Source organism: Devosia sp. (assembly GCF_024707125.1).
Classification (GTDB): domain Bacteria; phylum Pseudomonadota; class Alphaproteobacteria; order Rhizobiales; family Devosiaceae; genus Devosia.
Genome location: NZ_JANQAH010000003.1, coordinates 42,228 through 67,433, shown reverse-complemented (window position 1 = coordinate 67,433; position 25,206 = coordinate 42,228). Strand labels below are relative to the sequence as shown.

The window sequence follows — 25,206 nt, the reverse complement described above, 5'->3', positions numbered from 1 at the left end:
CCTTGCGCCGCTACTTTGGTGGCGGTTTTTTCATTTCGGCGCTGAGCACGTCAAAAATCCGCTCGTCGCCCGATTGGGAAACATTGAAGCGGAGATAGCTTTTTGCGTCCTGGGCCAGGCTGAAGGCGTTTCCCGGTGCCAGCACGACATTATGCGCCAATGCTGCACGCGAGATATCCGCGGCATCGAGCTCATCGGGCAATGTGCACCACAGGAACATGCCGGCCTGCGGCTCGATCCATGGTTCGATCCCCAGACGACGCAGCTTCTCGCCAATATCGCGCCGTGCCTTCGCCAACCGGCCGCGCAGGCCATCCAGATGCTTGCGATATCCGCCGTCGCTCAAAACGTTCAGCACCAGTTCGGCATTAAGCCGCCCACCCCCAAAACTGGTGGCAATCTTGAGGTCCGTCAGCCCCTCGATCCATTCCGGCCTAGCCGCAATGAATCCACACCGCGCCGCCGCCGAAAGGGTCTTGGAAAAGCTGCCGATCTGAATAACCCGGTCGAGGCCATCAAAAGCCGCCAGACGCGGGGCAGGGTTGATTTCGAAATCGGCAAAAATGTCGTCTTCGATGACAGTCAGACCATGAAGTTCCGCCAGCTTGAGCACCCGATGGGCCACCACGGGCGACAGCGTCGCACCGGTCGGATTGTGAATGCCGGAATTGGTGATGTAGAGCCTAGGCTTGTGCTCGGCGAGCACAGCGGCAAAGGCCTCGGTGTCGGGTCCATTCGGCGTATAGGGCACGCTGACCAGATGCGCCCGATGCGCGCGCAGCAGCGCCTGGAAGTTGAAATAGCACGGGTCGTCGATCAACACGGTATCGCCCGGCTCCAGCAGGAACCGGCACAAGAGGTCGATGGCCTGGGTGCCGCTTTCCGTCAACATGATCTGGTCCGGCGCCGCCTCCACCCCGTGGTCCGCGAGGCGCCGGGATATGAGCTGCCGCAGCGCCGGCAGGCCGAGCGGGGTGCCATATTCAGACAGTGCCAGACCATCGCTTCGCGACAGCGTTCGCAATCCGCGACGCATCGCATCTTCGGGCAGCCACGACGGCGGCAGCCACCCGCATCCAGGCTTCAGCGCGGCATCATTGGCTTCAAGCGACTGCCGTGACACCCAGAAGGGGTCTACCACCCGGTCCAGCTTTGGCCCCACCTCGGATAGGGCGAGCGGCGCCGCGTGGTTGGCAATGTAGAAGCCGGCCCCGGGTCGGGATTGTATCGCCCCTTCTGCAACGAGCCGCGCATAGGCCTCCACCACGGTCGATACCGAGACAGCCATGGTTTTGGCGAGGCTGCGAACCGAGGGCAGCCTTTCCCCGGCGATCAGGCTGCGCCCCGCAATGCGCTGCCTGATTGCCGCCATGACCGTTTCGATCCGGGAAAGGTTCATCCGTACTGCTCCAGCGAACATAACAGTTCTGCCAAATTGTACTGGATCGTAGCTGGCCCGGGCAACTCCCCTCGCGCATAAGCCACCAACGAATGGAGTGCGTCATGGACCGATCAACAAGTGGCTGGATCAATGGATTGGTCGGCGTCATCATTTTCAGCGGCTCGCTGCCGGCCACGCGTGTCGCCGTGCAGGCATTCGATCCCATATTCCTGACGGTCGCCCGCGCCGCCATAGCCGGCACATTGGGGCTCGGCCTTCTCCTCATTTTCCGCGAACGTTGGCCAAGCAGGCAGGATTTGTTGTCCCTCGCGATCGTGGCGCTGGGCGTCGTGGTCGGCTTTCCGCTGCTGACCGCACTGGCGCTGCAGCACATCACTTCCGCTCACTCGATCGTTTTCGTCGGGCTCTTGCCGCTGTCCACGGCGATCTTCGGGGTCTTGCGCGGCGGCGAGCGGCCCAAGCCTGCCTTCTGGCTGTTCTCGATTCTGGGCAGCGCGCTCGTCGCCGGCTTCGCCTTCGCGCAGGGCCTGACGGCCTCGCCGCTCGGCGATGCTCTCATGCTGGCCGCCATCATCGCCTGCGGTCTGGGCTACGCAGAGGGCGCGAAACTGTCGCGTACCCTGGGCGGCTGGCAGGTCATTTCCTGGGCCCTGGTGCTGTCGCTGCCTATCATGGCGATTCTCACCATGGTCTATTGGCCATCAAACCTGTCGGGCATTGCAGCGCCGGCCTGGTTGAGCCTGGGCTACGTGTCTGTCTTCAGCATGCTGGTCGGGTTCGTCTTCTGGTACCGCGGCCTAGCTCAGGGCGGCATCGCCGCCGTCGGCCAGCTCCAGCTATTGCAGCCATTCTTTGGCCTGGCACTGGCCTCGACCCTGCTGCACGAGCCGGTGACACCGGCAATGTTGCTGGTCACCCTTGCGGTAATCGCCTGCGTCGCCGGCGCGCGAAGATTCGGAAAGTAGGGGAGGGCGGACGAAACCGGTTCGCGCAAAAATTCGCTGCGCGATTCCGTGCTCGAATAGTGCTTGAGAGGAAGCGCACTGCCTGCGCCAAGTCTTTGAAAGTGCTGGTACGCCCAAGGGGAATCGAACCCCTGTTTACGCCGTGAGAGGGCGTCGTCCTGACCGCTAGACGATGGGCGCCTAAGCCGAGTTGAGCGCCTGAGCCAACCCGCTTTCCCGGCACAATGTGGGGGAGAAGCGTGGTACGCCCTAGGGGAATCGAACCCCTCTCTGCACCGTGAAAGGGTGCCGTCCTAACCGATAGACGAAGGGCGCGCTCAACGCTGGGTGTCGTATAGAGGGAGCTTTTCTGATGCGCAACCCCCTCGAACGAGATTTCGCACTTTTTTCAAAAAGCCGAAAGTTATCAACAGCCTGAGAAGGTGACGGGACGATTGTAGCCGCGCGGGCGGTCGCGAACGTCGACATGAATGAAGTTCCGGCCCGGATAACAGCCGAGCCCGCCCACGGCCGAAGTGCGCATTGCGAACTCGATCAGCCGGCTCTTGTCGACGCCCGGAATGTAGAAGTCCGCGGCCATGCATTTGGTGTGATAGGAGTTGTCGGCGCCCCCGGCAGCCGCATTGTGATAGTTGTCGCGATAGCCCGATTGCATCACCACCTTCTTGCCGAAATGCCCCTCGAATTCCCAGATCAGGAATCGCAGTTGCGGCGACAGGCAGAACGCATTGACCGTGCTGGACGCAACATAGGTTCCCCAATCGGCCTTCAGTCCCGAATAGCCCGAACCGCTGCCACTGGCGAACATGGCCATGGGTACACAGGCCGCCAGCGTGGTTACGACGGCGCCGATAGCGAGGACAGAGCGAAGAAAATGGGGCATGGCAACTTTCCCGATTTGCCCGCTGTGGCAAAAGCACCACACACAATGGGCTGAACGGTTCAGTCGCTAAAATTAGAAGGGTTTCGCTAACCGCGCGCTAAGCAGCACGGTTAGCGAATCGTGAAGGCGGACCAAGGGGGCGCCACGCCTCCAGGCCAACCGCCGCTGCATTTCAAGAACACGGCGTCATTCCCGCGAAAGCGGGAATCTTTGTTTCTGCGCAAGGGATTCCCGCTTTCGCGGGAATGACGCCGTGCTCGGATGGTTGGGAGCAGTTCGGGCTCCCGGAATTGCTTACCAGTTGCCGGTATTCGGCATCGAAGCCCAGGGCTCCTGCGGGGGCAGGGTGCCGTCCTGAATCAGTTCGACTGAAATCCCGTCCGGCGAGCGCACAAAGGCCATGTGCCCGTCACGCGGCGGGCGGTTGATGACCACACCCATGTCCTGCAGGTGCTGGCAAAGCGCGTAAATATCCTTCACGCGATAGGCGAGATGGCCAAAATTCCGGCCGCCAGTGTAAACTTCCGGATCCCAGTTATGGGTCAGTTCCACTTCGCCGCCTTCGTCGCCCGGTGCGCGCAGGAAAATCAGGGTGAAGCGGCCCTTTTCATTGTCCGTGCGCCGCACCTCCTGAAGGCCGAGGCCGTCGCAGTAGAATTTGAGGCTCGCCTCGACATCGGTGACGCGCACCATCGTGTGCAGATATTTCATTTTTGCCTCCTTTTCGCACGATCGTGATACCGGCCTAACAAGCGCAGACGCTGGCCGCAACGACAACCGGGCCCGGCTCATACAACTATTTCGCAACACCTTCTTAACTTTTGGGACTGAATCGGACAGAGTGCGTTGGTATTGTCGAGTACCCGTGGTCACGGGAGTTGCAAAAGGGCGTTGCGGCATGGGGGCCAATATTAACGGCGATAGTGGAAATCCCACGAATCCGTCTCACGACACCGAAGCTGGTGAGCGCGAAAACCTGTCCGCGCGACAGGACGGGGCCGCTGTTGACACCATCGAAGTGGCCGGAACCATCAAGTGGTTCGATGCCGGCAAGGGTTTTGGCTTCATCGTGCCGGACAATGGTCTGGCCGACATCCTGCTCCACGTCACCTGTCTTCGCCGCGACGGCTACCAGACCGCCTATGAGGGCGCCCGCATCGTTGTCGAGGCGCTCAATCGCCCCGGCGGCCTGCAGGCCTTCCGCATCGTCTCGATGGACGAGTCCACCGCCCGCCACCCGGCCCAGATGCCGAGCCCGCGCACCCATGTCGTGGTCGAGCCCAGTTCGGGCATGGTCCGCCTCGAGGTGAAGTGGTTCAACCGCATTCGCGGCTTCGGCTTCCTCTCCGCCGGCGAGGGTACGCCCGATGTTTTCGTGCACATGGAAACCCTGCGCCGTTTCGGCATCACCGAATTGCGCCCCGGCCAGTTCGTGCTCGTGCGCTACGGCAATGGTCCAAAGGGCCTTATGGTCGCCGAAATTCGACCCGACGGTTGGGGCGACGCACCGTCTTCGCATTGAGCCAGGCCTGAGCCCAGCTCGATGCTAACAGTCTGCTAGCAAAGGCATACCCAATGTTGCACCAATTCCGGGCACTTGCTGTCGCGGCGACCCTAGTTGCCGTGAGCCTGCCTTTGGCCGCCTGCAGCGACGAATCCAAGCTGACGATCCACAGCGCCGACGGCGATCACACCTTCAATATCGAGATCGTCGACACCGCCGAAAGCCGGGCTCAGGGCCTGATGTACCGGCAGGAACTCGCTCCCGACGCCGGCATGCTCTTCGACTTCCTCGATGATCGGGAAGTCTCGTTCTGGATGCGCAACACCTTCATCCCGCTCGATATGCTGTTCATCACCGGGGAAGGCGTGGTGAAAAACATCCACGTCAACGCCAGGCCCCACGACCCCACCGGCATCCCGTCCGATGGTCCCGTTCAGTTCGTGCTGGAAATCCCGGGCGGCCGAAGCGTCGAGCTCGGCATCGAAGCAGGCGACACCGTGACCCATCCCCGCATCACCGCCGCCAAGTAGCTCTTCAGAGGCGGTGAATGACCATGCAGTCGAGCACCGCCCAAAGGTGCAGGCTGGCGCCCGCCACCACGAAGACATGCCATAAGGCATTCTGGAACTTGAGCTTTTCCCAAAGGTGGAAAATGATTCCGGCCGAATAGGTGACGCCACCGGCCAGCAATAGCCACAGCGTCGAACTCGGCAATTCCTGCGCCAACGCCTGAAACACAACAATGCCGCTCCAGCCAATGGCGAGATAGAGCAGGATCGCCAGCCGCCCGAAACGCTGCGGCACAATCAGCTTCAGCGCCACCCCGACCAGCGACGCGCCCCAGACGAGACTCATCATGATCGCACCGGCCTGCGTGCCGCCGATCACGGCGAGGAACGGCGTATAAGTCCCGGCAATAAAAAGGAAAATCGCTGCCTGGTCAAAGCGCGCCAGGTGCCGTTTGATCGGCGAAATCGGCCACATATTGTAGGCCAGGGATATGCCCAACACGGCCACCAGCGTCGCAACATAGACGATCAGGGCCGGAAAAGCCTCCGGCGCCGTATGCATCGCCGTCATGGCCAGGAGGATTGACCCCGCGGCAATCGCCACAATGAGGCCCAGGATATGCACAGCGGCATCGACGATCAGTTCGGCCGGCGTGAACGGCCGCTGCTCACGGCTCCACCAGGAATAGGATTTGGGACCTGCTGCGTAGCTCATGACAACTCCTCCTGGACGCCAGACTGCGGCGAAGGATGTGACCAATCTATTGCCTCTACGCGGCATTCCGATGTCATCCTCAACGCGACACCAACGTTTCTGGTGAAGAAAGGGTTCGCTCGCTTGACCTGTAACGCCTCAGTTACGTAGGCCTCACATCATGAGCAGAAAGTCCAAACCCCCGATTGCCCTCTATTCGGCCCTCGCCGACACCACCAGGTGCCGGATTCTGGAGATCCTGAAAGCGGCCCCCACACCGGTCCACGTCCTGACCGAGGCTTTCTCCATCAGCCGCCCGGCCATTTCACGGCATTTGCGGGTTCTCAAATCCGCAGGCCTCGTTGCCGAGGTGAAAAAGGGGCGCGAGAACGTCTACGCCTTCCGGCCTGCCAAGCTCGATGCGGCGCGAACCTGGCTCGAAACCATTCGCTCGGCCGAAGCCGCAGTGGAGGAGGTTGTCGAAGAAGCGCCCGTCGCAGTAGTTGCTGAAGCGCCCGTTGCCCCCAGGCCCGCCCGCGCGCCGAAGAAGAAACCCGCCGTCAGCGCCGAAAAGCCCGCCAGGGAGCCCGTGCCGGCACCGGCTCCAGCGGCACCCTCAACGAGCCAAATGGGTTTTGATTTCTAGAGCGCCTCGCTCGAGACATATCTCGGGCGCGTGAGGCGCGCCTCGCTTGTCAGGCGGATACGACAGGGTAGGGGGCGAGCACGGTGCTTTCTTCCGGCACCTCAAACAGATCCGCCGTGACCCGCTCAAGCTCATGAGCCGACCAAGCAATCTGAAGATTCGGACAATCGCCGTCGACCGCTCTCAGGGCCGCACGCGGGCCAAGGGCAATCGGCACGATGGGGCGAGCGAGGCTAGCCGCTGCTGCCATCGCCGCATCGATATCCTTGCGCTGGTCGCCCACGTACCAGATGACGTCCCGCGCTCTCACATCGCGGCCAAGGCCAGCCAGCGCCGCCAGGATCGAATCGGGCCAGGGCTTGCCGCGGCCGACATCTTCGCGAAACACGCAGGCCGAGAAATATTTCTTGAGGTCGAAGGCTTCCAGCACATCATGCCCATAGCCGCGCCCAAGCCCGTTGCTGACCACGGCGAGAAGCACGCCATTGGCGCGCAGCCGCTCCAGCACCGACCGCAGGGTCTCGCAGGGCACCAGCATTTCCTCGACCGATTTCCGGCGCACGCGATGAATGGCACGATGCACGAGCAGCTTCGGCGACTTGTGCGGCGCGGCCACGCACTGCCGGCGCATCAGCCGGAAACGTGCCACCAGTCGCGCAGCCCGGTGCGAACAATCATCAAGAAATTCCAGCGTCTGCAGGACGCGCGGATTGACGTGATGAACCAATGTTCCATCGAGGTCGAACAGTACGATGGTCGGTGCCGTCAGATTTGGATCCAGCGTAGCATCCCCCAAATTGTCCCCAAATTTGCCGTATTTTAACCAAGCGCACAACCCCAAGTGCCTGCCAGGCAGTCAATTGCTTGTGCTCAATCGGCGCGATGGAGACGCTTCAGGGCCGATTTTGAGGCCCTGAAGCGGGCGGATTCCCTGGCTTTAGCCACGTATCCAGAGGCGGGGACACGTAGTTGGTTCCCCGCCATTCCGGTAGCGTTCAGTCAGATAGGAATTCCCCGCACGTAGATCGCCTGTGGGTCGCGTAGCCGTGGCAGCGAGTCTATTCGGTGAAGCTGAATTCGCTCAGTTCGCAGACGTTTTTGTTGGAGGCTTGAACCTGGTCGCCATCCTCGAACACCGCCAGGAAGTCATATTTGCAGTAGCCGCTGCCATCGTCGATATTGATCATGACGCTATAGCCAGCCGGCAGGATGTCCTCGCCGAGAATGTCCTCCTCCCACGAGTTGGTGCCCGTGTTCGAGGCGTAGAATCGAACGATGTCAAACGAGGTTTCGTTGTTGATGCGCACGCGGCGATCAAGAGCCGCGGCGTCGACGACTACGACGGTTAAAGCAAGCACTGCGCCTGCCAAAGCTTTATGCATGATTGTCCCCTAAACGCGGTGCCCTCCGCATGGGAACTTTATTTGGTAAGCTCACGTAGGCGCAAGTCGATGAAAGCGAGTCTACTTGAGAGCCCGTCGCGGTCGACAATAACTTGAAAGGGCTCGAATTTTCGCGTCGTGGGTACGCAAGCATGCCTCGTCAGGCGACTTGCCCAAAAAAGAAAGAAGCAACCAACGGGAAGAAATCTGGCGATCCCGACAGGACTCGAACCTGTGACCTTCAGCTTAGAAGGCTGCTGCTCTATCCAGCTGAGCTACGGGACCGCACGCGCCTTCCTTTAGCTGATCTGGCGAAAAAAGAAATGCCTGCGGCTTCAAGAAGAATGGTTATCGGATCGGGTCTTGCCCGTGCCATCGCGGGCAATTCTGGCCGTGCTTTCGCGCACGACGAGTTCTGAGCGCAGCACGATCCTGAGCGGCATGCCGAGGGCCTCGGGGTCTTCCACGAGATCGATGAGTGCCTCTGCCGCCATGCGGCCGAGCGCCTCGCGCGGCTGGCGCATCGTGGTCAGCGGCGGCACATAGTGCGGGGCCACTCCAAGATCGTCGAACCCCACGACTGAAATGTCCCGCGGACAGATGATCCCGTGCTGCCGCAAGCCGGAAAGAAAGCCTATGGCTGATTCGTCATTGGCCGCGAAAATGGCTGTGGGACGTTCGGTCATCGAGAGGAAACGCGCGGCGGCAGCAAAGCCACTTTCCATGTCGAAATTGCCTCGAAAACTCCACTCTGGCACCGGCGCCAGGCCAGAGCCCGCCAGCGCCCTCGCAAAACCAGCAAACCGCTCGCGCGACACGACATTGTGCTCCGGCCCCAGCAGGTGGCCGATCCGCCGATGGCCAAGATCGAGCAGATGCTGCGTCGCCCGTTCGGCCGCGTCCACATTGTCGGTGAGTACGGTGTGAAACCCCGAATTCGGAATTTCCTCACAGGCGACGACGATGGGAATGGTCTCTGCTTGGCCGGCGAGCGTCTGGAGCAGGTGGGTGTCCACCGAACCATCCAGAAGCAGCAATCCGTCGGCCCGGTTCGAGAGCAGAAAATCCTGCAGCCGGCGGATGGTCTCGTGCCCGAAATAGAGGTTCAGCACGAGCACGCCATAGCCACGAGCCGCCGCCTCCCGCTCGATCGCATCGAGGATGGAAGAGAAGAAAGGATTCCTAATGTCGGGCAGGGCGACAAGGATGGTTTTGGCCGACCGCTGTCGCAATGAGCGGCCTGCCTGATTGAGAGTGTAACCGGTTACACGAATGGCCTCGGAAACACGGGCACGCGTCCCCTCGCTCACCTTTTCGGGTGAGGAGAGGGCGCGGCTGACCGTGGCCGTCGAGACGTTGGCAAACCGTGCAACGTCTTGAATTGTCGGTGTTTTTCTTTCCATACTCACGTCCGGCAGCGCCCCCTCTCGCTGTCAGGATTGCATTCTGTCTAAATCGATCTTGACAGGTCCGCAAGACGTGTATGAAACTCCTGAAATCGATTGCACAACCAGTTTCGATTAGTTATGCAATCGATTACACGCGGCCGGTCGGGGTGTCTGGAGGAAACGGGGACCCGCAGGTCGGCAGCATGAATGGGGTACATAGCCCCTCGTGTTCGTTGGGAGGACATTCCTATGAAGAAGTTTGCAGTGGTTGCCGCTATGGCAACCGCGCTGCTCGGTTCGACGTCTGCATATGCCGTCGATCTCGAAGTGACCCACTGGTGGACCTCGGCTGGTGAAGCCGCGGCCATCGCCGAATTCGCCAAGCTCTTCGAAGAGCAGACCGGCAATACCTGGGTCGACTCGGCCCTGGCTGGTTCGGGCACCGGCGCCAACCCCGTCATCATCAGCCGCATCATCGGCGGCGACCCGATGGGCGCCACCCAGATGAACACCGGCCGTGACGCCGAAGAACTGATCCAGGCTGGTCTCATTCGCGACCTGACCCCGATCGTGGAAGAAATGGGCGGCCTCGGCTTCTATGTCGACCAGTCCCTGCTCGAGCCCTGCACCTACGACGGCAAGATCTACTGCTTCCCGATCAACATCCACTCGTGGGATTGGCTGTGGCTCTCCACCGCTGCCTACGAAAAGGCCGGCACGCCCGTTCCGAAGGATTGGAACGAGTATGTCGCTTCGTGGCCGAAGCTCCAGGAAGCCGGCATTCTGCCGTTCGGTCTCGCCACCGGTTGGCCCATCTCGGGCGTCCCGGGCGTTCTGATGTCGGGCATTGGCGGCAGCGAGCTGGTTCTCCAGGTCAACCGCGACAAGTCGGGCGAAGCTGTTCGTGGGCCGGAATTCCGCAAGGTTGCCGAAGCCATGGACTCGCTCCGTCAGGTGATCTCGCCTGAAATGATGGTCCCGTCCTTCGGTGACGTTGGCACCCAGCTCCTTAAGGGCGAAGCTGCCGGCAACATCCACGGCGACTGGCTGCAGGGCGACCTTCAGGTTGCTGGCGGCGTTCCCGGTGAAAACTACGAATGTCTCCCGGCTCTCGGCCTCGGCGATCAGCTGACCGGCGGCGGCGACTCGTTCTACTTCCCGGTTCTGCCCGAAGGCACCGATCAGGCCGTCATCGACGCCCAGACCGAACTGGCCAAGATCCTCATCTCGCCGGAAGGCCAGCTGAAGTTCAACCTGGTCAAGGGCTCCATGCCGATCCGCACCGACATCGACCTCTCTGCTGCCAATCCGTGCATGCAGAAGGCCCTTGGTCTGCTGAAGAACGGCCTGCTGCCGTCCGGTGACTTCGCTCTCTCCAGCGACACCCAGCAGCAGCTCCAGGATCTCAACATCGAGTTCCTCGACGACGACAGCATCACCGTTGACGACTACGTCGAGCGCTACGCCTCGATCATCGAGTCGGCTGACTGATCCTTCGCTACGCTGGCGGGAGTCCGCTCCCGCCTTTGAAACTCGTGGTCGGCCTTGCTCGACAAGGTCGACCACGTCCTCTTGAGAGATACATGGCGGACACTGCCGTTCCCCTTGAGGCGGGCGCCGAGACGGCCCATCGGCCCGGCCTGCTGAAAAGAATTCTGTTTCACAACCTGCCCGCCAAGATCGCCGCGCTGCCGATGATGGCCACGGTGCTCGTCGTGTTTGTGGGCTGCACCATCTGGACGGTGTATTACTCGTTCACGAACTCCAAGCTCCTGCCGACCGGCAAGTTCGTTGGCTTTGACCAGTACGAGCGTCTGTTCCAGACCTCGCGCTGGAACGTGTCGGTCACAAACCTCGTCGCTTACGGCGCCATGTCGCTGGTCTTCACGCTGGTGATCGGGTTCATCCTCGCCGTGTTGATCGACCAGAAGATCCGGTTCGAAAGCGCTTTCCGCACGATCATGCTCTACCCCTTCGCCCTCTCGTTCATCGTGACGGGCCTTGTGTGGCAGTGGATCATGAACCCCACCCTGGGTCTGCAGGGGACCCTGCGCAACCTGGGCTGGAGCAACTTCAGCTTCGATTGGATCGCCAATCCGCGCATGGTGCTCTTTGCAATGCTCATCGCCGGCCTCTGGCACGGTACGGGCTTCTGCATGGTGCTGATGCTCGCGGGTCTGCGTGGCGTCGATGAAGAAGTCTGGAAGGCCGCGCGCGTCGATGGCATTCCGACCTGGCGCACCTATGTGTCCATCGTCATTCCGATGATGCGCGGCGTCCTCATCACCGCCATCGTGATCCTCGGCTCGGGCATTGTCCGTCTCTATGATCTCGTGGTGGCGCTCACCAATGGCGGCCCGGGTATCTCCTCGGAAGTGCCGGCAAAGTACGTCTTCAACTACATGTTCTCGGGCGGCAATATCGGCCAGGGTCTGGCCGCTGCCACCATGATGCTGCTTACGGTTCTCATCATCATGGTGCCGTGGGCCTATCTCGAATTTGGCGGAAAGGGCAAACGCACATGAGCCAGACCGCAACCATGACCGGTTCCGCACCCGTTGCTTCAGGCGAAGTCGTCGAAGCGCGGGGCCCGCGTCCCAAGCCGTTCTTCACTCCGCGCAAGATCATCATCTATTCGGTGCTGGTGATGTTCTCGCTCTACTATCTCTTCCCGCTCTACGTGATGGTCGTCACCTCGCTCAAGACCATGCCCGAAATCCGCTTCGGCAATATCTTTGCCTTGCCGCAGGCGCCCAATTTCGATGCCTGGGTCAAGGCCTGGACCAGCGCCTGTACGGGCCTGACCTGCCAGGGCTTGTCGCCCGGCTTCTGGAACTCGGTGAAGATCACCATTCCGTCCACCATCGTCTCGATCTTCATTGCGGCGGTGAACGGCTATGCGCTGATCAACTGGCGCTTCAAGGGTTCGGAAATCTTCTTCGCCATCCTGATCTTCGGTTCGTTCATCCCCTATCAGGTGATGCTCTATCCGCTGGTGATGATCACGCGTGAAATGGGGATTTTCGGTTCTCTTCAGGCCGTCATTCTCATCCACACCGTCTTCGGCATGCCGATCCTGACCCTGCTGTTCCGCAATTACTTTGCGTCGCTCCCGCAGGAACTGTTCAAGGCGGCCCGCGTCGACGGGGCAGGATTCTGGCGCATTTTCTTCGAGATCATGCTCCCCATGTCGCTGCCGATCTTCGTCGTGGCGCTGATCCTGCAGATCACCGGCATCTGGAACGACTTCCTGTTCGGCGTCGTCTTCGCCGGCACGCAGAACTACCCGATGACCGTCCAGCTCAACAATATCGTCAACTCGGCCCAGGGCACGCCCGAATACAACGTGAACATGGCCGCCACCGTGCTGACCGGTCTCGTGCCGCTCACTGTTTACTTCGTATCCGGCAAGTGGTTCGTCCGCGGCGTTGCCGCCGGTGCGGTGAAGGGATAACCCAATGCAACACAGTGTTTCCATCAAGGACCTCTCGCTCAACTTCGGCAATGTGAAGGTGCTTGAGCACCTCAATCTCGACATTGCCCAGGGCGAGTTCATCGTGCTGCTCGGGCCCTCGGGCTGCGGCAAGTCGACCCTGCTCAATTGCATTGCCGGTCTTCTCGACGTCTCCGACGGTCAGATCTTCATCGGTGGCAAGAACGTCACCTGGCTGGAGCCCAAGGATCGCGGCATCGGCATGGTGTTCCAGTCCTATGCGCTCTATCCGCAGATGACGGTTGAACGGAACCTCTCCTTTGGCCTCCGCGTCGCCGGCATGCCCAAGGACGAGATCGCCCGCCGCGTTGCCCGCGCTGCCGAAATCCTGCAGATCCAGCCGCTGCTCAACCGCAAGCCGGCCAATCTGTCCGGTGGTCAGCGCCAGCGCGTCGCCATCGGCCGTGCGCTCGTGCGTGACGTGGACGTGTTCCTCTTCGACGAACCGCTGTCCAATCTCGACGCAAAACTGCGTTCGGATCTGCGCGTCGAAATCAAGCGCCTGCATCAGCGCCTGAAGAACACCATGATCTACGTGACCCACGACCAGATCGAGGCTCTGACGCTCGCCGATCGTATCGCCATCATGAAGAATGGTGTGATCCAGCAGCTTGCTGATCCGCACACCATCTACAACAAGCCGACCAATCTCTATGTGGCCGGCTTCATCGGCTCGCCGTCGATGAATTTCATCGCCGGCACGGTCGATGGCACGACCTTTACCGCTGCCGATGGCACGAAGATCCCCGTCGGCGCCTATGATTTCGCCGCCGCGCCCGCTGGTTCGCTGAAGGCCGTCCTGGGCGTCCGCCCCGAGCACATCTTCCTCGGCGAAGATGCCGACGATGTGCCCTACCGGACCACGGCCGAGATCGAAATCGTCGAGCCCATGGGCTCTGAAACCCTGGCCTGGACCAAGGTCGCCGGCATTCCGGTGACCTTCCGCTGCAGCAGCGACATTCCGCTCAATGTCGGCGACAAGGTGACCATCGGCTTCGACATTGCTCGCGGTTCGCTGTTCAACGCCGAAACCGAAAACCGTCTCTAAAAGACCGTTCATATCTTCTGGCGGCGCCATCCGTGGCGCCGCTTCTTCCGCCGGACAGCCGGCGGCTTACTTTTGCGGCGATAGACCTGCCGTTGTGACGCGAATGCGCCGCCCGGTCTGGTTATCTGGCATCTCTCGATGCGGCCGCATGCAACACACCAAAGAGGCCTGTGATGGACTTTTCCTATCAGCTTTACAGCGCACGCAATGAAGCGTCGCTGGACGAAACGCTCAAGACCCTGGCTGGTCTGGGCTATACTCAGGTCGAAGGCTGGGGCGGCCAGTTCGCCGATCCCGCCGCGCTTGCCGCGAGCCTGAAGAATGCCGGCCTCTCCATGCCCACCGCCCATATGGGCTATTCGCAGCTGGAAGACACCGACGCTGCGCTCCGCATTGTCGACACCGTCGGTATCCAGACCGTCTATTGCCCCGCGCCGCCGTCCGATAATTACCGCAACGGCACTGGCGATTGGCAGGGCTTTGCCGAAGGCCTCGCCAAGATCGCTGCGGCCTTCAAGGCGGCTGGCAAGGGCTTTGGCTATCACAACCATCATTGGGAATTCGCCAAGGACGCCAACGGCAAGACGCCGATGGAACTGATCCTCGACGCGTGTCCGGACACCCAGTGGGAAATGGACCTCGCCTGGGTCATCCGCGCCAACGAAGATCCCCTGTTCTGGATCGACAAGCTGGGCAGCCGCATCACCGCCGTCCACGTCAAGGACATCGCGCCCGCCGGTGAAAAGCTCGACGAAGATGGTTGGGCCGACGTCGGCACCGGCACGCTCGACTGGCCGAATTACATCAAGGCGATCAAGGCCAAGACCAAGGCGCGCTATTTCGTCGCCGAGCACGACAAGCCAAGCGATGCCATTCGCTTCGCGCGCAATGCGGCGGCCGCTCTTAAGGGCTACGGAGTCTGACAATGGCAAAGACCTATGGCGTCGGCATCATGGGTGCCGGCAATATATCGGCCGCCTATCTGCGCCTCGCGCCCCTGTTCAAGGGGCTCGAAGTGCGCGCCGTGGCCGACATTCTCCCCGAGGCCGCCAAGAAGCGCGCTGACGAATTCGGTGTTGCCGCCCAGACCCCGGACGAGCTGCTGAAGAACAGCGAAATCGACGTGATCGTGAACCTCACGATCCCGGCGACCCACTACAAGGTGTCGTCCGACATCGTTTCGGCCGGCAAGCATGCCTATTCCGAAAAGCCCTTCGTTCTGACCGTCGAAGAGGGACTTGCGCTCAAGAAGGCAGCCGATGAGCGCGGTCTCAAGGTTGGTTCGGCTCCCGATACCTTCCTCGGTGGCGCCCATCAGCAGGCCCGCGAAATCATCGACTCGGGCAAGCTCGGCAAGATCATGAGCGGCACGACCCACGTCATGAGCCGCGGCATGGAACACTGGCATCCCAATCCGGACTTCTTCTTCCAGCCCGGCGGCGGCCCGATCCTCGATCTCGGTCCCTATTACATCACCGACCTCGTGCACCTGCTCGGCCCCGTGAAGCGTCTCTCTGCCTTCACCGGCAGTGCCCGCGCCGAACGTATCGTCAGCGCCGAAGGCCCCTACAAGGGCACCACGATCAAGGTCGGCACCCCGACCACGATCCACGGCGTGCTCGAGTTCCACTCCGGCGCCATCATCACCATCGGCGCCAGCTGGGACGTGGCGGCTCACGGCCACCACAATATCGAGCTCTATGGCACCGACGGCTCGATCTTCGTGCCCGATCCGAACTTCTTCGGCGGTGATCTCACGACCACCGGCATCGAAGGCATCCGCACGGCTGTCGCGCCCTGGACCACCCGTTCGGCAAGCCGAACCAGGACCTCGACAAGGAAGTGCCGCGTGCCAACTACCGTTGCGCTGGCCTCGCCGACATGATGCTCTCGATCGAGAACGGCCAGAACGCCCGCTGCGGCCTCGACGTTGCTCTGCACGTCGTCGAAGTGATGACGGGTCTCCTCAAGGCCGGCGAAACCGGCCAGGTTCTGACCCTGCAGACCACCTGCGAGCGTCCGCTGGCCCTCGGCATCGAGGAAGCCAAGGCCCTGCTCAAGGCCTGATAGAGAAGGGGAGTGGTATGTTCTTTCCACCACCGCTCCCCCAAACGCGATACAGCACCTCCCCTTGCCGGGGAGGTTAGGAGGGGGTGCCCGCAAGCACGATAGACTGTCGTAGAAGATAGCCTTCAAGGCCACACTTGCACGCCATAGGTCTGTAACTTATAGTTCACATATGATCGAAGTCCGCCAAACGCTGATCTTTCAGAAATGGATGCAATCCCTGAAGGATCGCAAGGTGGCAGAGATCGTCGCCCGCCGGATTGTTCGTATCCAGTCCGGCCTGATGGGCGATGTGAAACTGTTCGACGGTATTGGTGAGCTGCGTATCGATTATGGTCCGGGATACAGGGTCTATTTCGTGCAGCGAGGCAATGTGCTGATCGTGCTGCTGTGCGGTGGTGACAAGGGGTCTCAGGACCGCGACATCGCCAAGGCAAGGCAGATGGCAAAGGAGATTTGACATGGCTCTTGAAACGCTCCCCTTCGACGCTGCCGAATATCTCGGCGACGAGCAAGCTCAGGCCGAGTTCCTGGCCGAAGCCTTTGAAACCGGCGACGCCGCTTTCATTGCCAATGCGCTTGGTGTCGTCGCCCGTGCTCGTGGCATGTCCAGCATTGCCCGCGATGCCGGCGTAACGCGCGAAGCGCTTTACCGTGCGTTGAGCGACAAGGGCGACCCGAAGCTTTCTACGCTTCTCGGTGTGATGAAGGGGTTGGGAATACGGCTGACTGCCGTCCCGACCACACCGGCAGAATGAGAGGTAGGCCCATTTGATGGGCGTACCTCATTGACAGGTGTCCGGCACCGGTCAAGACTGAACTTAACATGTCAGGGCGGCGAGCAATCGTCGCCCTGATTATCAAGAGGAGCCCCGCGAGGCGGTTTTACGGGGCCACAAGAGGAGAATCTCATGGCCACCACGATCAAGGGCCCCGCAATCTTTCTCGCCCAGTTTGCCGGCGACAAGGCACCCTTCGACAATCTCGACAATATCTGTAAGTGGGCGGCAGGGCTCGGCTACAAGGGCGTCCAGATCCCGACCTGGGTATCGAGCTTCATCGACCTCGAAAAGGCCGCCAATTCCAAGACTTATGCCGATGAGATCAAGGGCATCGTGAACAGCCACGGCCTTGAGATCACCGAACTCTCGACGCACCTCCAGGGCCAGCTCGTCGCCGTTCACCCGGCCTACGACGCCGCCTTCGATGGCTTCGCTCCGGAGTCGGTCCGCAACAATCCAAAAGCCCGTCAGGAATGGGCGGTCCAGGTGATGCTCAACGCCGCCAAGGCGTCGAAAAACCTCGGCCTCAATGCCCACGCGACCTTCTCGGGTGCGCTCGCCTGGCCCTATCTCTATCCGTGGCCGCAGCGTCCCGCTGGCCTTGTCGAAGAAGCCTTTGACGAACTCGCCCGCCGCTGGACGCCGATCCTCAACGCCTTCGATGAAGCCGGCGTCGACGTCTGCTACGAGATCCATCCCGGCGAAGACCTGCACGATGGCGTCTCCTACGAGATGTTCCTCGAGCGCGTGAAGAACCACCCGCGCGCCAACCTGCTCTATGATCCGAGCCACTTCGTCCTGCAGCAGCTCGACTATCTCGACTACATCGACATCTACAAGGACCGCATCAAGGCTTTCCACGTGAAGGACGCCGAGTTCAACCCGACCGGTCGTCAGGGTGTCTATGGCGGCTTCCAGTCCTGGGTTGATCGGGCAGGGCGCTTCCGTTCCATCGGCGATGGTCAGGTCGACTTCCCAGCAATCTTCGCCAAGATGGCCGCCAACGATTTCAAGGGCTGGGCCGTGCTCGAATGGGAATGCGCCCTAAAGCATCCGGAAGATGGTGCCCGTGAAGGCGCCGAGCTTATCAAGAGCTACATCATCCGCGTCACCGAAAAGGCCTTCGACGATTTCGCCTCGGGCGGTACCGACAAGGCCGCCAACCGCAAGATGCTTGGCCTGAGCTGAGCCGAACAGCGGGTCATTGACGCATTGGCGCCAATGACCCTCTCGATGCTAACAGTCTGCTAACGTTAAGGAGCCGCAAAATGGCTGAAAACGGCGCAAAGCGCATTCGTCTCGGCATGGTCGGCGGCGGCACGGGAGCCTTCATCGGCTACGTCCACCGCATCGCCGCCCGCCTCGATGGCGACTATGACCTCGTGGCCGGCGCACTCTCCTCGCGCCCTGAAGTCGCCAAGGAATCCGGCAAAAACCTCGGCCTCGCCGAAGACCGCATCTACACGTCCTACGAGGAAATGGCCAAAGCCGAAGCCGCCCGCCCGGACGGCATTCAGGCGGTTTCCATCGTCACGCCCAACCACATGCACTTCGGCCCGGCCAAAGCCTTCCTCGAAGCCGGTATCCACGTCATCTGCGACAAGCCGATCACGTCCACCCTCGAAGACGCGCGTAAGCTCTTGGAAATCAAGCCGAAAAACGGCGCGAAATTCCTCCTCACGCACAACTATACCGGCTATCCGCTGATCCGTCAGGCCCGCGAACTCGTGGCATCAGGCGCTCTGGGCAAGATCCGTGTCGTCCAGGCCGAGTATCCGCAGGACTGGCTGACCGAAGCCACGACCGACGACAACAAGCAGGCCTCCTGGCGCACCGACCCGGCCCGCTCCGGCGCCGGCGGCGCCATCGGCGACATCGGCACCCACGCCTACAACCTCGCCCGCTTTGTTACTGGCCTCAAAACCGAAGCAGTATCAGCGGACTTAACCGCATTTGTCCCCGGTCGTCAGCTTGATGATAATGTGCACATCATGCTGCGCTTCGAAGGCGGCGCAAAGGGCATGCTGTGGGCCAGTCAGGTCGCCGTGGGCTGTGAAAACGGCCTGCAGCTCCGCGTCTATGGCGACAAGGGCGGGATCGAATGGCGTCAGGACAATCCGAACTACATGTGGTTCACCGAGTTTGGCAAACCCAAGCAGCTGCTCACCCGCGGCGGCTCGATCTCCCTGCCGCCGGCAGCGTCGATGAATGTCCGCATTCCCTCGGGTCACCCAGAAGGATATTTGGAAGCCTTCGCGACGCTTTATAGCCAGTTCGCTTCCGTCATCCGCGGCGATGGCGCTGCCTATGAAGCTTTGCTGCCCTCGCTCGCTGATGGCGTCGAAGGCATGCAGTTCATCACCGCTTCGGTGAAGTCCAGCCAGAACGAAAGCAAGTGGACGCGTCTCGCCGACGTCTGATCCCTCGTCGCCCGGCTTCGGTCGGGCGACCCACTACTGCACGCGTTCGCTGGAAAAGCCCTGCTGTTCCAATAGCTTGACGACGCTGTGATCGCCCACGAGGTGCCCGGCACCCACCACGAGGAAGGCCGCCTCGTTCTCCGCCAGCATCACCTCGATCTGCTCGACCCAGTTCTCGTTGCGGTCCACGATCAGCCGATCCATGAAGCCCTCGCCATAGGCGCCCATCTCCGCAAGGAACAGGTCGGCCAGCGTCTCCGGCGTGCCGCCGAGCCAGGCATCCTTCATCTCGTCGATCATGGTCACGATGCGCTCGGCTTCCGCCAGTGTCGCTTCAAGCATGATGATCTGATCCGCCTCGCTCCCCCCAGCGATGACGTCGATCTGCTCCTCAGCAGTTTCCAGAAAGCCTTGGCGCTCCACCGAAATTTCCTGCTGCAGCATCGTGTCGACGCCTGCATTGGGGTCGTAACCGGCCTGCACCAGGGCAGAAACTGAAATGGTGCTCGCCGCCATCCACGGCTGCATGGCCAGTAGCGTTGGCACCGGCACGGCGAACCTTTCCGCAGCCGAGCGGACCTTGCCCATCAGCTTCTCGCTGATTCTCTGGTTGAGCAGCCGACCATCCCGCGCAAAGCCGCGCTCCATGGTGAGGGCGATGATTTTTGGTTGCGCTTCCGGGCCAAGATCGGTCTCAAAATAGACCCTTTCCGCCTCGTCGATCAGATTGTCGAAAATTTCGGTGCGCCATTCCGTTCCCGGCGGCAGCAGGTGGATCGAGCCGAAAAGCCAGATGGAACTGTCTTCGTCGCTGACCTTCCAGATCGCGGGCGCAGCTTGAGCGCCGCCGGCGAAAGCGAGCACAATGGTCAGAACGGCGAGGCTGCGGCGAATGAACAATCGGGCTCTCCCTGTCTTCGGACTAGTCCGAACGATACCGGCAAAGTTTGGCCAGGGCGACCAAAAACAAAAGCGCCACAATCGCTTGTGGCGCCTTACGGAATCTCTTGCTGACGCTGAGGTCAGTGCGTCCAGGGTGTCTTGCGGTCGGACTTGAAGTTGTCCGGATAGCTCACGCGCTTGGGCGTGGCGTCATGCGCAGGCTGCACGGTGTATTCGATGCCATTGCGCTGGGCATAGGCCTCGGCCTCTTCCAGAGTCGGGAAGGAGAGCTTGATCTGCTGGCGCATATCGGAGCTGCTGGTATAGCCCATCAGTGGCTCGATCTGGCGGGCGGCGGCAGGCTCGTGAACCAGAACCCACTGCTTGGACTTACCCTTGCCAGACTGCATGGCGTTGCGGGCAGGGCGGTAGATACGGGCGGTCTGCCAACTCCCCCATTTGTGTCTTCTAGTCTTCTTTTCCAAAACTTTATCATACCACTTCTCTCTTCTTCTTACTTCTCCTTCCTTCTTTCATTTTTGTATTTCATTCCCTCCCCTCCCCCTTAAAAAAAAAAAAAAAAAACCCCCCACAACATAAAGCCCGGCCCACCCCACCATTTTCTTTTTTAAATGCTAAACCGCGACCCCCGCCCACAATAATCTCTCCCGTAGATATTCGCCAAACCCCACCCCTCGCAAAAAAAACGGCCTATTTTTAGCCCGCCGAGCCGGGTCTTCACATCCCGAGGTTGAACTCGGTTTTTCCCTGCCGCCGACGTCAGCGAGATATTCTCACTGGCAAACGTCTTCATTTCCTCGCCCACGAACATTCGCTTGGGCGTTCCCGTTTTCGGATTGATCACCCTCAGCGAGGGTACCAACTGCGCTGCGGCGAGAATGCGCAAGGTCTCGTGATTGATGCCAGCAATTGCTGCTGCATCCGACTGATCCAGCAAATCCGAGCCTGCGCTGACAAGGTGGCTGGTCTCAGCTGTTCTGCCCTTGAGACGATTACGCACCTCGGGCAAGTCGACATAGAGGTTGGCATAAGGCTTTCCGCCATCGACACGTCCCAGCCAGATCTCACCAACGAGCGCGAGCTTGTGGACTTCTTCATAGGCCCCTCGAATGTGGTGGTGAAGATCTGGAAGCGCGACCGCCCCATCGCGTAGCTCTACAAGGGGGTGGCCTATCTCGAAAGAGCGCCATCAGCTTGTTCAGGTCATTACGGCGAATAGGGAGATGTTCTCGCTCACGAAGCGACTGGGTCGATAGCGGGGTGAGCAGCCCCGCTTTTACAAGGGCGTCGAGCGAAGGGCGGCGTGCGCCGATCTCTTTTCCGGCTGTCGAGAGATTAATGAAGCCGCCACCTTTCACCGAAGTAAGCGTCCGCCTTGGGTGCGTCGATCCGAAGACTTCCATGTGCATTACGTTCGGCGACGCCAGCGGCTTCTGCGTACAGAGCAAACGTCTTTTCAGGAAGTCCAAACCGGCGTGCGGCGGCCATGATCGAGTAGGTACGACGATATGTACAGCGAACTCCGAGAACCGGACCATCCTCAGGGCCGATGGAGAGAACGTCGAATACGGCGTTAGCAACGAGATATCGCAAGAGAGAATATGCACTCTCATCGGTGCCGTTCAGGAAGGTTGAGACCTGCTTCAACAATGTGCTGGGCCCGATCGAAGGAGGCGGCGTTCCAGCCAGTTGCAAGGCGGTCATACGACGGTCAATCAGAGCTGCGATGCCTTCGGAGCCACGCGAGAGCACCTCAAATCCCTCGCGGTACGCATTGTGGCGTGTATTCTCGTCGAGCGTACGCCAGTGTTTTTCGATGTTCATGCTCAAGGCGCCAAACTTGGCGCACACGGCAATCGCCGAATAAAGCGGTAGACCGTCCAGCAGCTCCACCTGCTCAACATGTCCTTCAAGTCGGGCGATGGAATATGCCTGCAGCCCATGCGGTTCACGACGCACTGGGGATGCGAGGAGTGCATCGAGCTCCAGGGAAAGGTCCGACCATGCCAGCGTAGCGTCCCATTGCAGGTTCGAGGCGCTGATGCGTGCGATTTCGGACAGCGGACGAGAGTGAATGGGACAGGTGTCCACGCTGTTGATGACCCAGTCCCTTCGCCAGATCACGGCGATGTCCGGCGAAACGCTCAGGTTACTGGAGATGTCTTCGGCGACGCAGTCGGGGCAGACGCGAATAGTAGATCTGCTCATGACATGCTTGGTCAGCAGCGCGTTGCCCAAACGAACAGTGCCATCTGGTTGGTGGATAGTCGAAAAGCGGCGCAGGAGATCCACATCATTGTTGGTCAAATCGGCGAAGGCCTGAAGTTCCTCCTCACAGCCTTGGGCGAGATTTCGGAAGTTGATCCCGAAATCGGAGCAAAACTCGTGGACGCTTGAACTGCGGAACCGCGCTGCTAGCTCCGCAGCGTACCCGATGGTGAGCTGTCCGCCGCGAATTGGGGGGCAATCGATGCGCGTGAACATGATTATTTCTTCCTCTTGGCCGGAGGAGCAGGGGTGCGAGGGACACCATCGACGGCCTCAAGAAGGAGATTAGGGTTCGTGTTACCCCACTGGATCTCGATGAAAGGATTGCCGTGGTCATGAGCACCAGTGTGATTTCTATAAATATCGGCAAAATGCTTCGTGACGAGGAGCCTGTTATCGGATCGAGCTGCCGCAACGACGACATCCTTCAAGAAATCCAGGATCAAACCGCGGGCGCCGCTGCAAGCATGAATGAGGCGCAAAAGTACATCGCTTTCCAACTGGTAGGTGACCTGCCCTAGATCGCAGTACGCGGTCAGCGCCTCCATAAGCTGATTGACGTTGGCAGTTCCTCGAGTGACCGGGGCAATCCGCACGATGTCGCGAATTTTCTCGCGAACATGGAAGACCTCGGGCTTTTCAAGCATCTCCAACACTGACTGTGTGCCAATCAGGATTAAAGGGGTCGGCCACGATGGGACATCCAGCAACGAGCGGAAAAGACCCTGAATGTTGGCGCGAACTGTATCCATGCGCTTCTCGCCCACGCCCGTCGGCTGAAACGAGTACTGATACTCGTCGATGACCAGTGGAGCCGGGCGGGCATTAGCGAGATGCTTGCGCACGCGCTCCCAAGCTATGTTCGCAGGAAACTCTCGAGTGGCGGGGTAGCCGATCTGGTGCAAAATCTGAGATCCTAGCCCGGCTGGATCGAAAAAGGAGGAGCACTCGACAAAGATCGGATTGGGCGTAAGCACTTCGCCTTCGACCGTCTGGATCGGTTCCAATTCGGCCAAGGCTTGGCCAACAGCAAAGGACTTGCCAGCTCGTGAACTGCCAGTGACTAGGATTGCCTTTGCTTGCTGGCGATTGGACGCACTCCATTTGGTGTTCTCGTCCTTCCTGACGGCAACGGACGCAAACTGGCTCTCAATAGCCCGCATCAGGTTGGCGAATTCCGGTGGATCGAACACCTCTGCATTCAGCTTTTCACGTAGGGCAACTTCGGACAGGGATTGTGGGCTGGTTTCCATAGACATAGTCAATTTTCCGGATTCGATTTGGGAAGATGCTTGCGGGTTCGGCGGGTGGATGCCGGTGCCGATTCAGGCGACTCGGATGGCGGCACGAGGCGCTCGGGGCGATCCGCTGGAGACTGCGCGATGTCAGTTGCAAAGGTTGCAGGGGACGCAGTCTCGTCTGGCTGTGAGGAGGGCGTAGATAGTGCGCTTGACGGAGGAGCAGGGAGTGCTCCTGGGTTGCGCGTATGGATTGTGCCGAGCATTCGGCTATTGCCCATGAGGGCTTCCTCGGGGCCTTCAGCGTCCCGGTCATAGAGAATGAATGTGCGCAGGTTTCTTTCGAGATCGCGCAGCTTGCTTTCGGTCCATTCGACATCAATAATGTTGTGGAACGCACGAAGAGCCTGGGCCTGCTGGGCGAGCTCAACGATGGCCGGAGCAACGATTTCCTTGAAGTCGATGCGTTCCTGTTCGGTGTAGATTGCGCGCAGTTTGGCCTTCTGAAGAAGCCAGTCATCCAGGCGAACGCTATTGAACTCCGTGGGGCCTTCAATCGTAGTCCAGTCGTTGCCCAACAGTACAGAAACGGCGCCGAGATCTTCAGGGTCAATCTTGATCCAATAGTCGCGCACACCGCCCTTCTGCAGAACGGGTTCGAGCCAAGAATTCCAATACAGAATGTCCTGAAAACGCAGACCAGCGCGGATTCAGCTGGACGCGGTAGGAAATGCCGAAAGCCAGTCGGACCTCGTCTCGGTTCGGTAGCTGTTTGGGCTGCTGGCGGTCGTAAAGAGCATCGTATTTCCGGCGAGGTGACAGGCCCCCACGGGTCGGCGCTTTGTGGTGATGCACGTCGACGATGTACTTTGTGAGCATCATTAGAAGCTCGTGAAAGAACGCCTGCGCGCGCTCCTCGGCCGCATAGTCGCCCTTTTCGTGCACTCCGCTCCTGGTGCCACCGGTCAAAAACTTACGGACGAAGCCGACATCTATGGACCGGAACATGCGTTCAACGAGACCGCGAAGATTAGCTCGGCCGGCAGCTGCATATGTAAAACGATCAAAAATCGACATTGCAGCAGTCAGGAACAGCTGCGACTTGTAGCCAGGGCCCCAGTCGCTGATGCCGCCTTCGGGGGCGAGCCTCATATGCCAGCTAGTCGTACAGCCAGCTGCTGCTGCGATCGCGCTCTTATCGGACATCACCATGCGCAACGTGCGATGGGTCAACGCCGCGCTTTCACTGAAGCCGCCATCGAACGCAAGAAAGCACCCAGAGGCTGCGTCAACCGCGGCGGAAATAACGATCCGGCGCTTGAGGTTTGCCAAGGGGAATTGCTTTTGAAGCTCTTCCAAGACCTCCTTGCTCAAAATCGCGAAGGCGTGCGTGTTCCAACAGTCGAAAATGACCATCTCGCCAAGGCGCTTGTATTGAGGACCCTCGCCGATATGACGCAGTGCCTGTGCCGCGCTCGCCACACCCTTGCGTCCGCCGAGGACACGGTCGGCCGGCAGGTCGTTAATCGCCTGCTGAACTGTGTGTTTCGCTACGAGTGGGACTTTGCGCGTCGTCGCCACGCGAAAGGTTGTCATTCTCGATGTGCGCATTGA

The 25,206-nt window shown here is 60.3% G+C and carries 27 protein-coding genes, 3 tRNA genes and 1 pseudogene; 14 read left to right on the top strand and 17 right to left on the bottom strand.

The features are described from left to right. Positions 1–10 precede the first annotated feature (10 nt). The gene (locus NVV77_RS01355; RefSeq protein WP_295409969.1) at positions 11–1,420 is read right to left on the bottom strand and encodes a PLP-dependent aminotransferase family protein; all 1,410 of its coding nucleotides are present in this window, start codon (positions 1,418–1,420) and stop codon (positions 11–13) included. 83 nt (positions 1,421–1,503) lie between these two features. On the opposite strand from NVV77_RS01355, the gene NVV77_RS01350 reads away from it, so the two are divergent. After that, on the top strand, positions 1,504–2,367 hold the full coding sequence (locus NVV77_RS01350; protein ID WP_295409967.1) for a DMT family transporter: 864 nt from the start codon (positions 1,504–1,506) through the stop codon (positions 2,365–2,367). Positions 2,368–2,472: 105 nt separating this feature from the next. Here the strand turns inward: NVV77_RS01350 and NVV77_RS01345 are convergent. The 4 genes from NVV77_RS01345 to NVV77_RS01330 all read right to left on the bottom strand — a co-directional run bounded on the left by NVV77_RS01345 (position 2,473) and on the right by NVV77_RS01330 (position 3,961). Beyond that, positions 2,473–2,547: transfer RNA gene (locus NVV77_RS01345), tRNA-Glu, on the bottom strand. Between the two features lie 60 nt (positions 2,548–2,607). Further along, positions 2,608–2,682, bottom strand: a tRNA-Glu gene (locus NVV77_RS01340). Positions 2,683–2,773: 91 nt separating this feature from the next. Next, positions 2,774–3,250 carry a D-Ala-D-Ala carboxypeptidase family metallohydrolase gene (locus NVV77_RS01335; RefSeq protein ID WP_295409965.1) on the bottom strand — a complete coding sequence of 159 codons (477 nt, stop codon included), beginning with the start codon at positions 3,248–3,250 and terminating at the stop codon, positions 2,774–2,776. A 294-nt stretch (positions 3,251–3,544) separates the two neighbouring features. Next, positions 3,545–3,961, bottom strand: a complete 417-nt coding sequence (locus tag NVV77_RS01330; RefSeq protein WP_295409963.1) for a VOC family protein — start codon at positions 3,959–3,961, stop codon at positions 3,545–3,547. A gap of 187 nt (positions 3,962–4,148) precedes the next feature. Between NVV77_RS01330 and NVV77_RS01325 the strand changes: the two genes are divergently transcribed. Together NVV77_RS01325 and NVV77_RS01320 are read left to right on the top strand one after the other, a co-directional pair. Continuing rightward, positions 4,149–4,772 (top strand): cold-shock protein, encoded by a 624-nt coding sequence (locus NVV77_RS01325; RefSeq protein ID WP_084587561.1) that lies wholly within the window; start codon positions 4,149–4,151, stop codon positions 4,770–4,772. A gap of 53 nt (positions 4,773–4,825) precedes the next feature. Next, positions 4,826–5,284, top strand: a complete 459-nt coding sequence (locus tag NVV77_RS01320) for a DUF192 domain-containing protein (protein WP_295409959.1) — start codon at positions 4,826–4,828, stop codon at positions 5,282–5,284. A gap of 4 nt (positions 5,285–5,288) precedes the next feature. On the opposite strand, the gene NVV77_RS01315 is transcribed toward NVV77_RS01320, so the two are convergent. Further along, entirely contained in the window at positions 5,289–5,978 is a 690-nt protein-coding gene (locus NVV77_RS01315; protein ID WP_295409957.1) for a hemolysin III family protein, read from the bottom strand. Between the two features lie 160 nt (positions 5,979–6,138). Between NVV77_RS01315 and NVV77_RS01310 the strand changes: the two genes are divergently transcribed. Further along, positions 6,139–6,603, top strand: coding sequence for a helix-turn-helix transcriptional regulator (locus tag NVV77_RS01310; protein WP_295409955.1), 465 nt, complete (start codon positions 6,139–6,141; stop codon positions 6,601–6,603). 49 nt (positions 6,604–6,652) lie between these two features. On the opposite strand, the gene NVV77_RS01305 is transcribed toward NVV77_RS01310, so the two are convergent. The 4 genes from NVV77_RS01305 to NVV77_RS01290 form a co-directional block, all read right to left on the bottom strand. Continuing rightward, a complete protein-coding gene (locus tag NVV77_RS01305) occupies positions 6,653–7,444 on the bottom strand; it encodes an HAD hydrolase-like protein (RefSeq protein WP_295409953.1) in 792 nt (263 codons plus the stop codon). A 217-nt stretch (positions 7,445–7,661) separates the two neighbouring features. After that, complete coding sequence (locus tag NVV77_RS01300) at positions 7,662–7,985, bottom strand: hypothetical protein (RefSeq protein ID WP_295409951.1); 324 nt, start codon at positions 7,983–7,985, stop codon at positions 7,662–7,664. A 208-nt stretch (positions 7,986–8,193) separates the two neighbouring features. After that, positions 8,194–8,270 (bottom strand) — tRNA-Arg (locus tag NVV77_RS01295). Between the two features lie 50 nt (positions 8,271–8,320). Then, positions 8,321–9,388, bottom strand: a complete 1,068-nt coding sequence (locus tag NVV77_RS01290) for a LacI family DNA-binding transcriptional regulator (protein WP_295409949.1) — start codon at positions 9,386–9,388, stop codon at positions 8,321–8,323. Positions 9,389–9,622: 234 nt separating this feature from the next. Here NVV77_RS01290 and NVV77_RS01285 point away from each other — a divergent pair, with 234 nt between their 5' ends. From NVV77_RS01285 to NVV77_RS01240, 10 genes and pseudogenes are all read left to right on the top strand, one after another. Beyond that, positions 9,623–10,864 carry an ABC transporter substrate-binding protein gene (locus NVV77_RS01285; protein ID WP_295409946.1) on the top strand — a complete coding sequence of 414 codons (1,242 nt, stop codon included), beginning with the start codon at positions 9,623–9,625 and terminating at the stop codon, positions 10,862–10,864. A gap of 92 nt (positions 10,865–10,956) precedes the next feature. After that, on the top strand, positions 10,957–11,898 hold the full coding sequence (locus NVV77_RS01280) for a carbohydrate ABC transporter permease (RefSeq protein WP_295409944.1): 942 nt from the start codon (positions 10,957–10,959) through the stop codon (positions 11,896–11,898). A 14-nt stretch (positions 11,899–11,912) separates the two neighbouring features. Continuing rightward, a complete protein-coding gene (locus tag NVV77_RS01275) occupies positions 11,913–12,827 on the top strand; it encodes a carbohydrate ABC transporter permease (RefSeq protein ID WP_295410588.1) in 915 nt (304 codons plus the stop codon). 4 nt (positions 12,828–12,831) lie between these two features. Next, a complete protein-coding gene (locus tag NVV77_RS01270) occupies positions 12,832–13,914 on the top strand; it encodes an ABC transporter ATP-binding protein (protein WP_295409942.1) in 1,083 nt (360 codons plus the stop codon). Positions 13,915–14,087: 173 nt separating this feature from the next. Further along, positions 14,088–14,837, top strand: a complete 750-nt coding sequence (locus NVV77_RS01265) for a sugar phosphate isomerase/epimerase (RefSeq protein ID WP_295409940.1) — start codon at positions 14,088–14,090, stop codon at positions 14,835–14,837. A gap of 2 nt (positions 14,838–14,839) precedes the next feature. Next, positions 14,840–15,981, top strand: a pseudogene (locus tag NVV77_RS01260) (Gfo/Idh/MocA family protein). 172 nt (positions 15,982–16,153) lie between these two features. Then, a complete protein-coding gene (locus NVV77_RS01255; protein ID WP_295409938.1) occupies positions 16,154–16,441 on the top strand; it encodes a type II toxin-antitoxin system RelE/ParE family toxin in 288 nt (95 codons plus the stop codon). 1 nt (position 16,442) lies between these two features. Continuing rightward, a complete protein-coding gene (locus NVV77_RS01250; RefSeq protein ID WP_295409936.1) occupies positions 16,443–16,739 on the top strand; it encodes an addiction module antidote protein in 297 nt (98 codons plus the stop codon). A 153-nt stretch (positions 16,740–16,892) separates the two neighbouring features. Further along, complete coding sequence (locus NVV77_RS01245; protein WP_295409934.1) at positions 16,893–17,951, top strand: sugar phosphate isomerase/epimerase; 1,059 nt, start codon at positions 16,893–16,895, stop codon at positions 17,949–17,951. Positions 17,952–18,031: 80 nt separating this feature from the next. After that, on the top strand, positions 18,032–19,183 hold the full coding sequence (locus tag NVV77_RS01240) for a Gfo/Idh/MocA family oxidoreductase (RefSeq protein ID WP_295409932.1): 1,152 nt from the start codon (positions 18,032–18,034) through the stop codon (positions 19,181–19,183). Between the two features lie 33 nt (positions 19,184–19,216). On the opposite strand, the gene NVV77_RS01235 is transcribed toward NVV77_RS01240, so the two are convergent. The 7 genes from NVV77_RS01235 to NVV77_RS01205 form a co-directional block, all read right to left on the bottom strand. Next, the gene (locus NVV77_RS01235) at positions 19,217–20,083 is read right to left on the bottom strand and encodes a TraB/GumN family protein (RefSeq protein WP_295409930.1); all 867 of its coding nucleotides are present in this window, start codon (positions 20,081–20,083) and stop codon (positions 19,217–19,219) included. Positions 20,084–20,205: 122 nt separating this feature from the next. Next, on the bottom strand, positions 20,206–20,550 hold the full coding sequence (locus NVV77_RS01230) for an ETC complex I subunit (RefSeq protein ID WP_295409928.1): 345 nt from the start codon (positions 20,548–20,550) through the stop codon (positions 20,206–20,208). A gap of 143 nt (positions 20,551–20,693) precedes the next feature. Next, the gene (locus NVV77_RS01225; protein ID WP_295409927.1) at positions 20,694–21,086 is read right to left on the bottom strand and encodes a hypothetical protein; all 393 of its coding nucleotides are present in this window, start codon (positions 21,084–21,086) and stop codon (positions 20,694–20,696) included. 335 nt (positions 21,087–21,421) lie between these two features. After that, entirely contained in the window at positions 21,422–22,570 is a 1,149-nt protein-coding gene (locus NVV77_RS01220) for a TniQ family protein (RefSeq protein WP_295409925.1), read from the bottom strand. Positions 22,571–22,572: 2 nt separating this feature from the next. Beyond that, positions 22,573–23,613, bottom strand: coding sequence for an ATP-binding protein (locus NVV77_RS01215; RefSeq protein WP_295409923.1), 1,041 nt, complete (start codon positions 23,611–23,613; stop codon positions 22,573–22,575). Positions 23,614–23,615: 2 nt separating this feature from the next. After that, complete coding sequence (locus tag NVV77_RS01210; protein ID WP_295409921.1) at positions 23,616–24,227, bottom strand: hypothetical protein; 612 nt, start codon at positions 24,225–24,227, stop codon at positions 23,616–23,618. Then, positions 24,202–25,188 (bottom strand): hypothetical protein, encoded by a 987-nt coding sequence (locus NVV77_RS01205; protein ID WP_295409919.1) that lies wholly within the window; start codon positions 25,186–25,188, stop codon positions 24,202–24,204. The genes NVV77_RS01210 and NVV77_RS01205 overlap by 26 nt, the downstream gene beginning before the upstream one ends. Between the last annotated feature and the right edge of the window lie 18 nt (positions 25,189–25,206).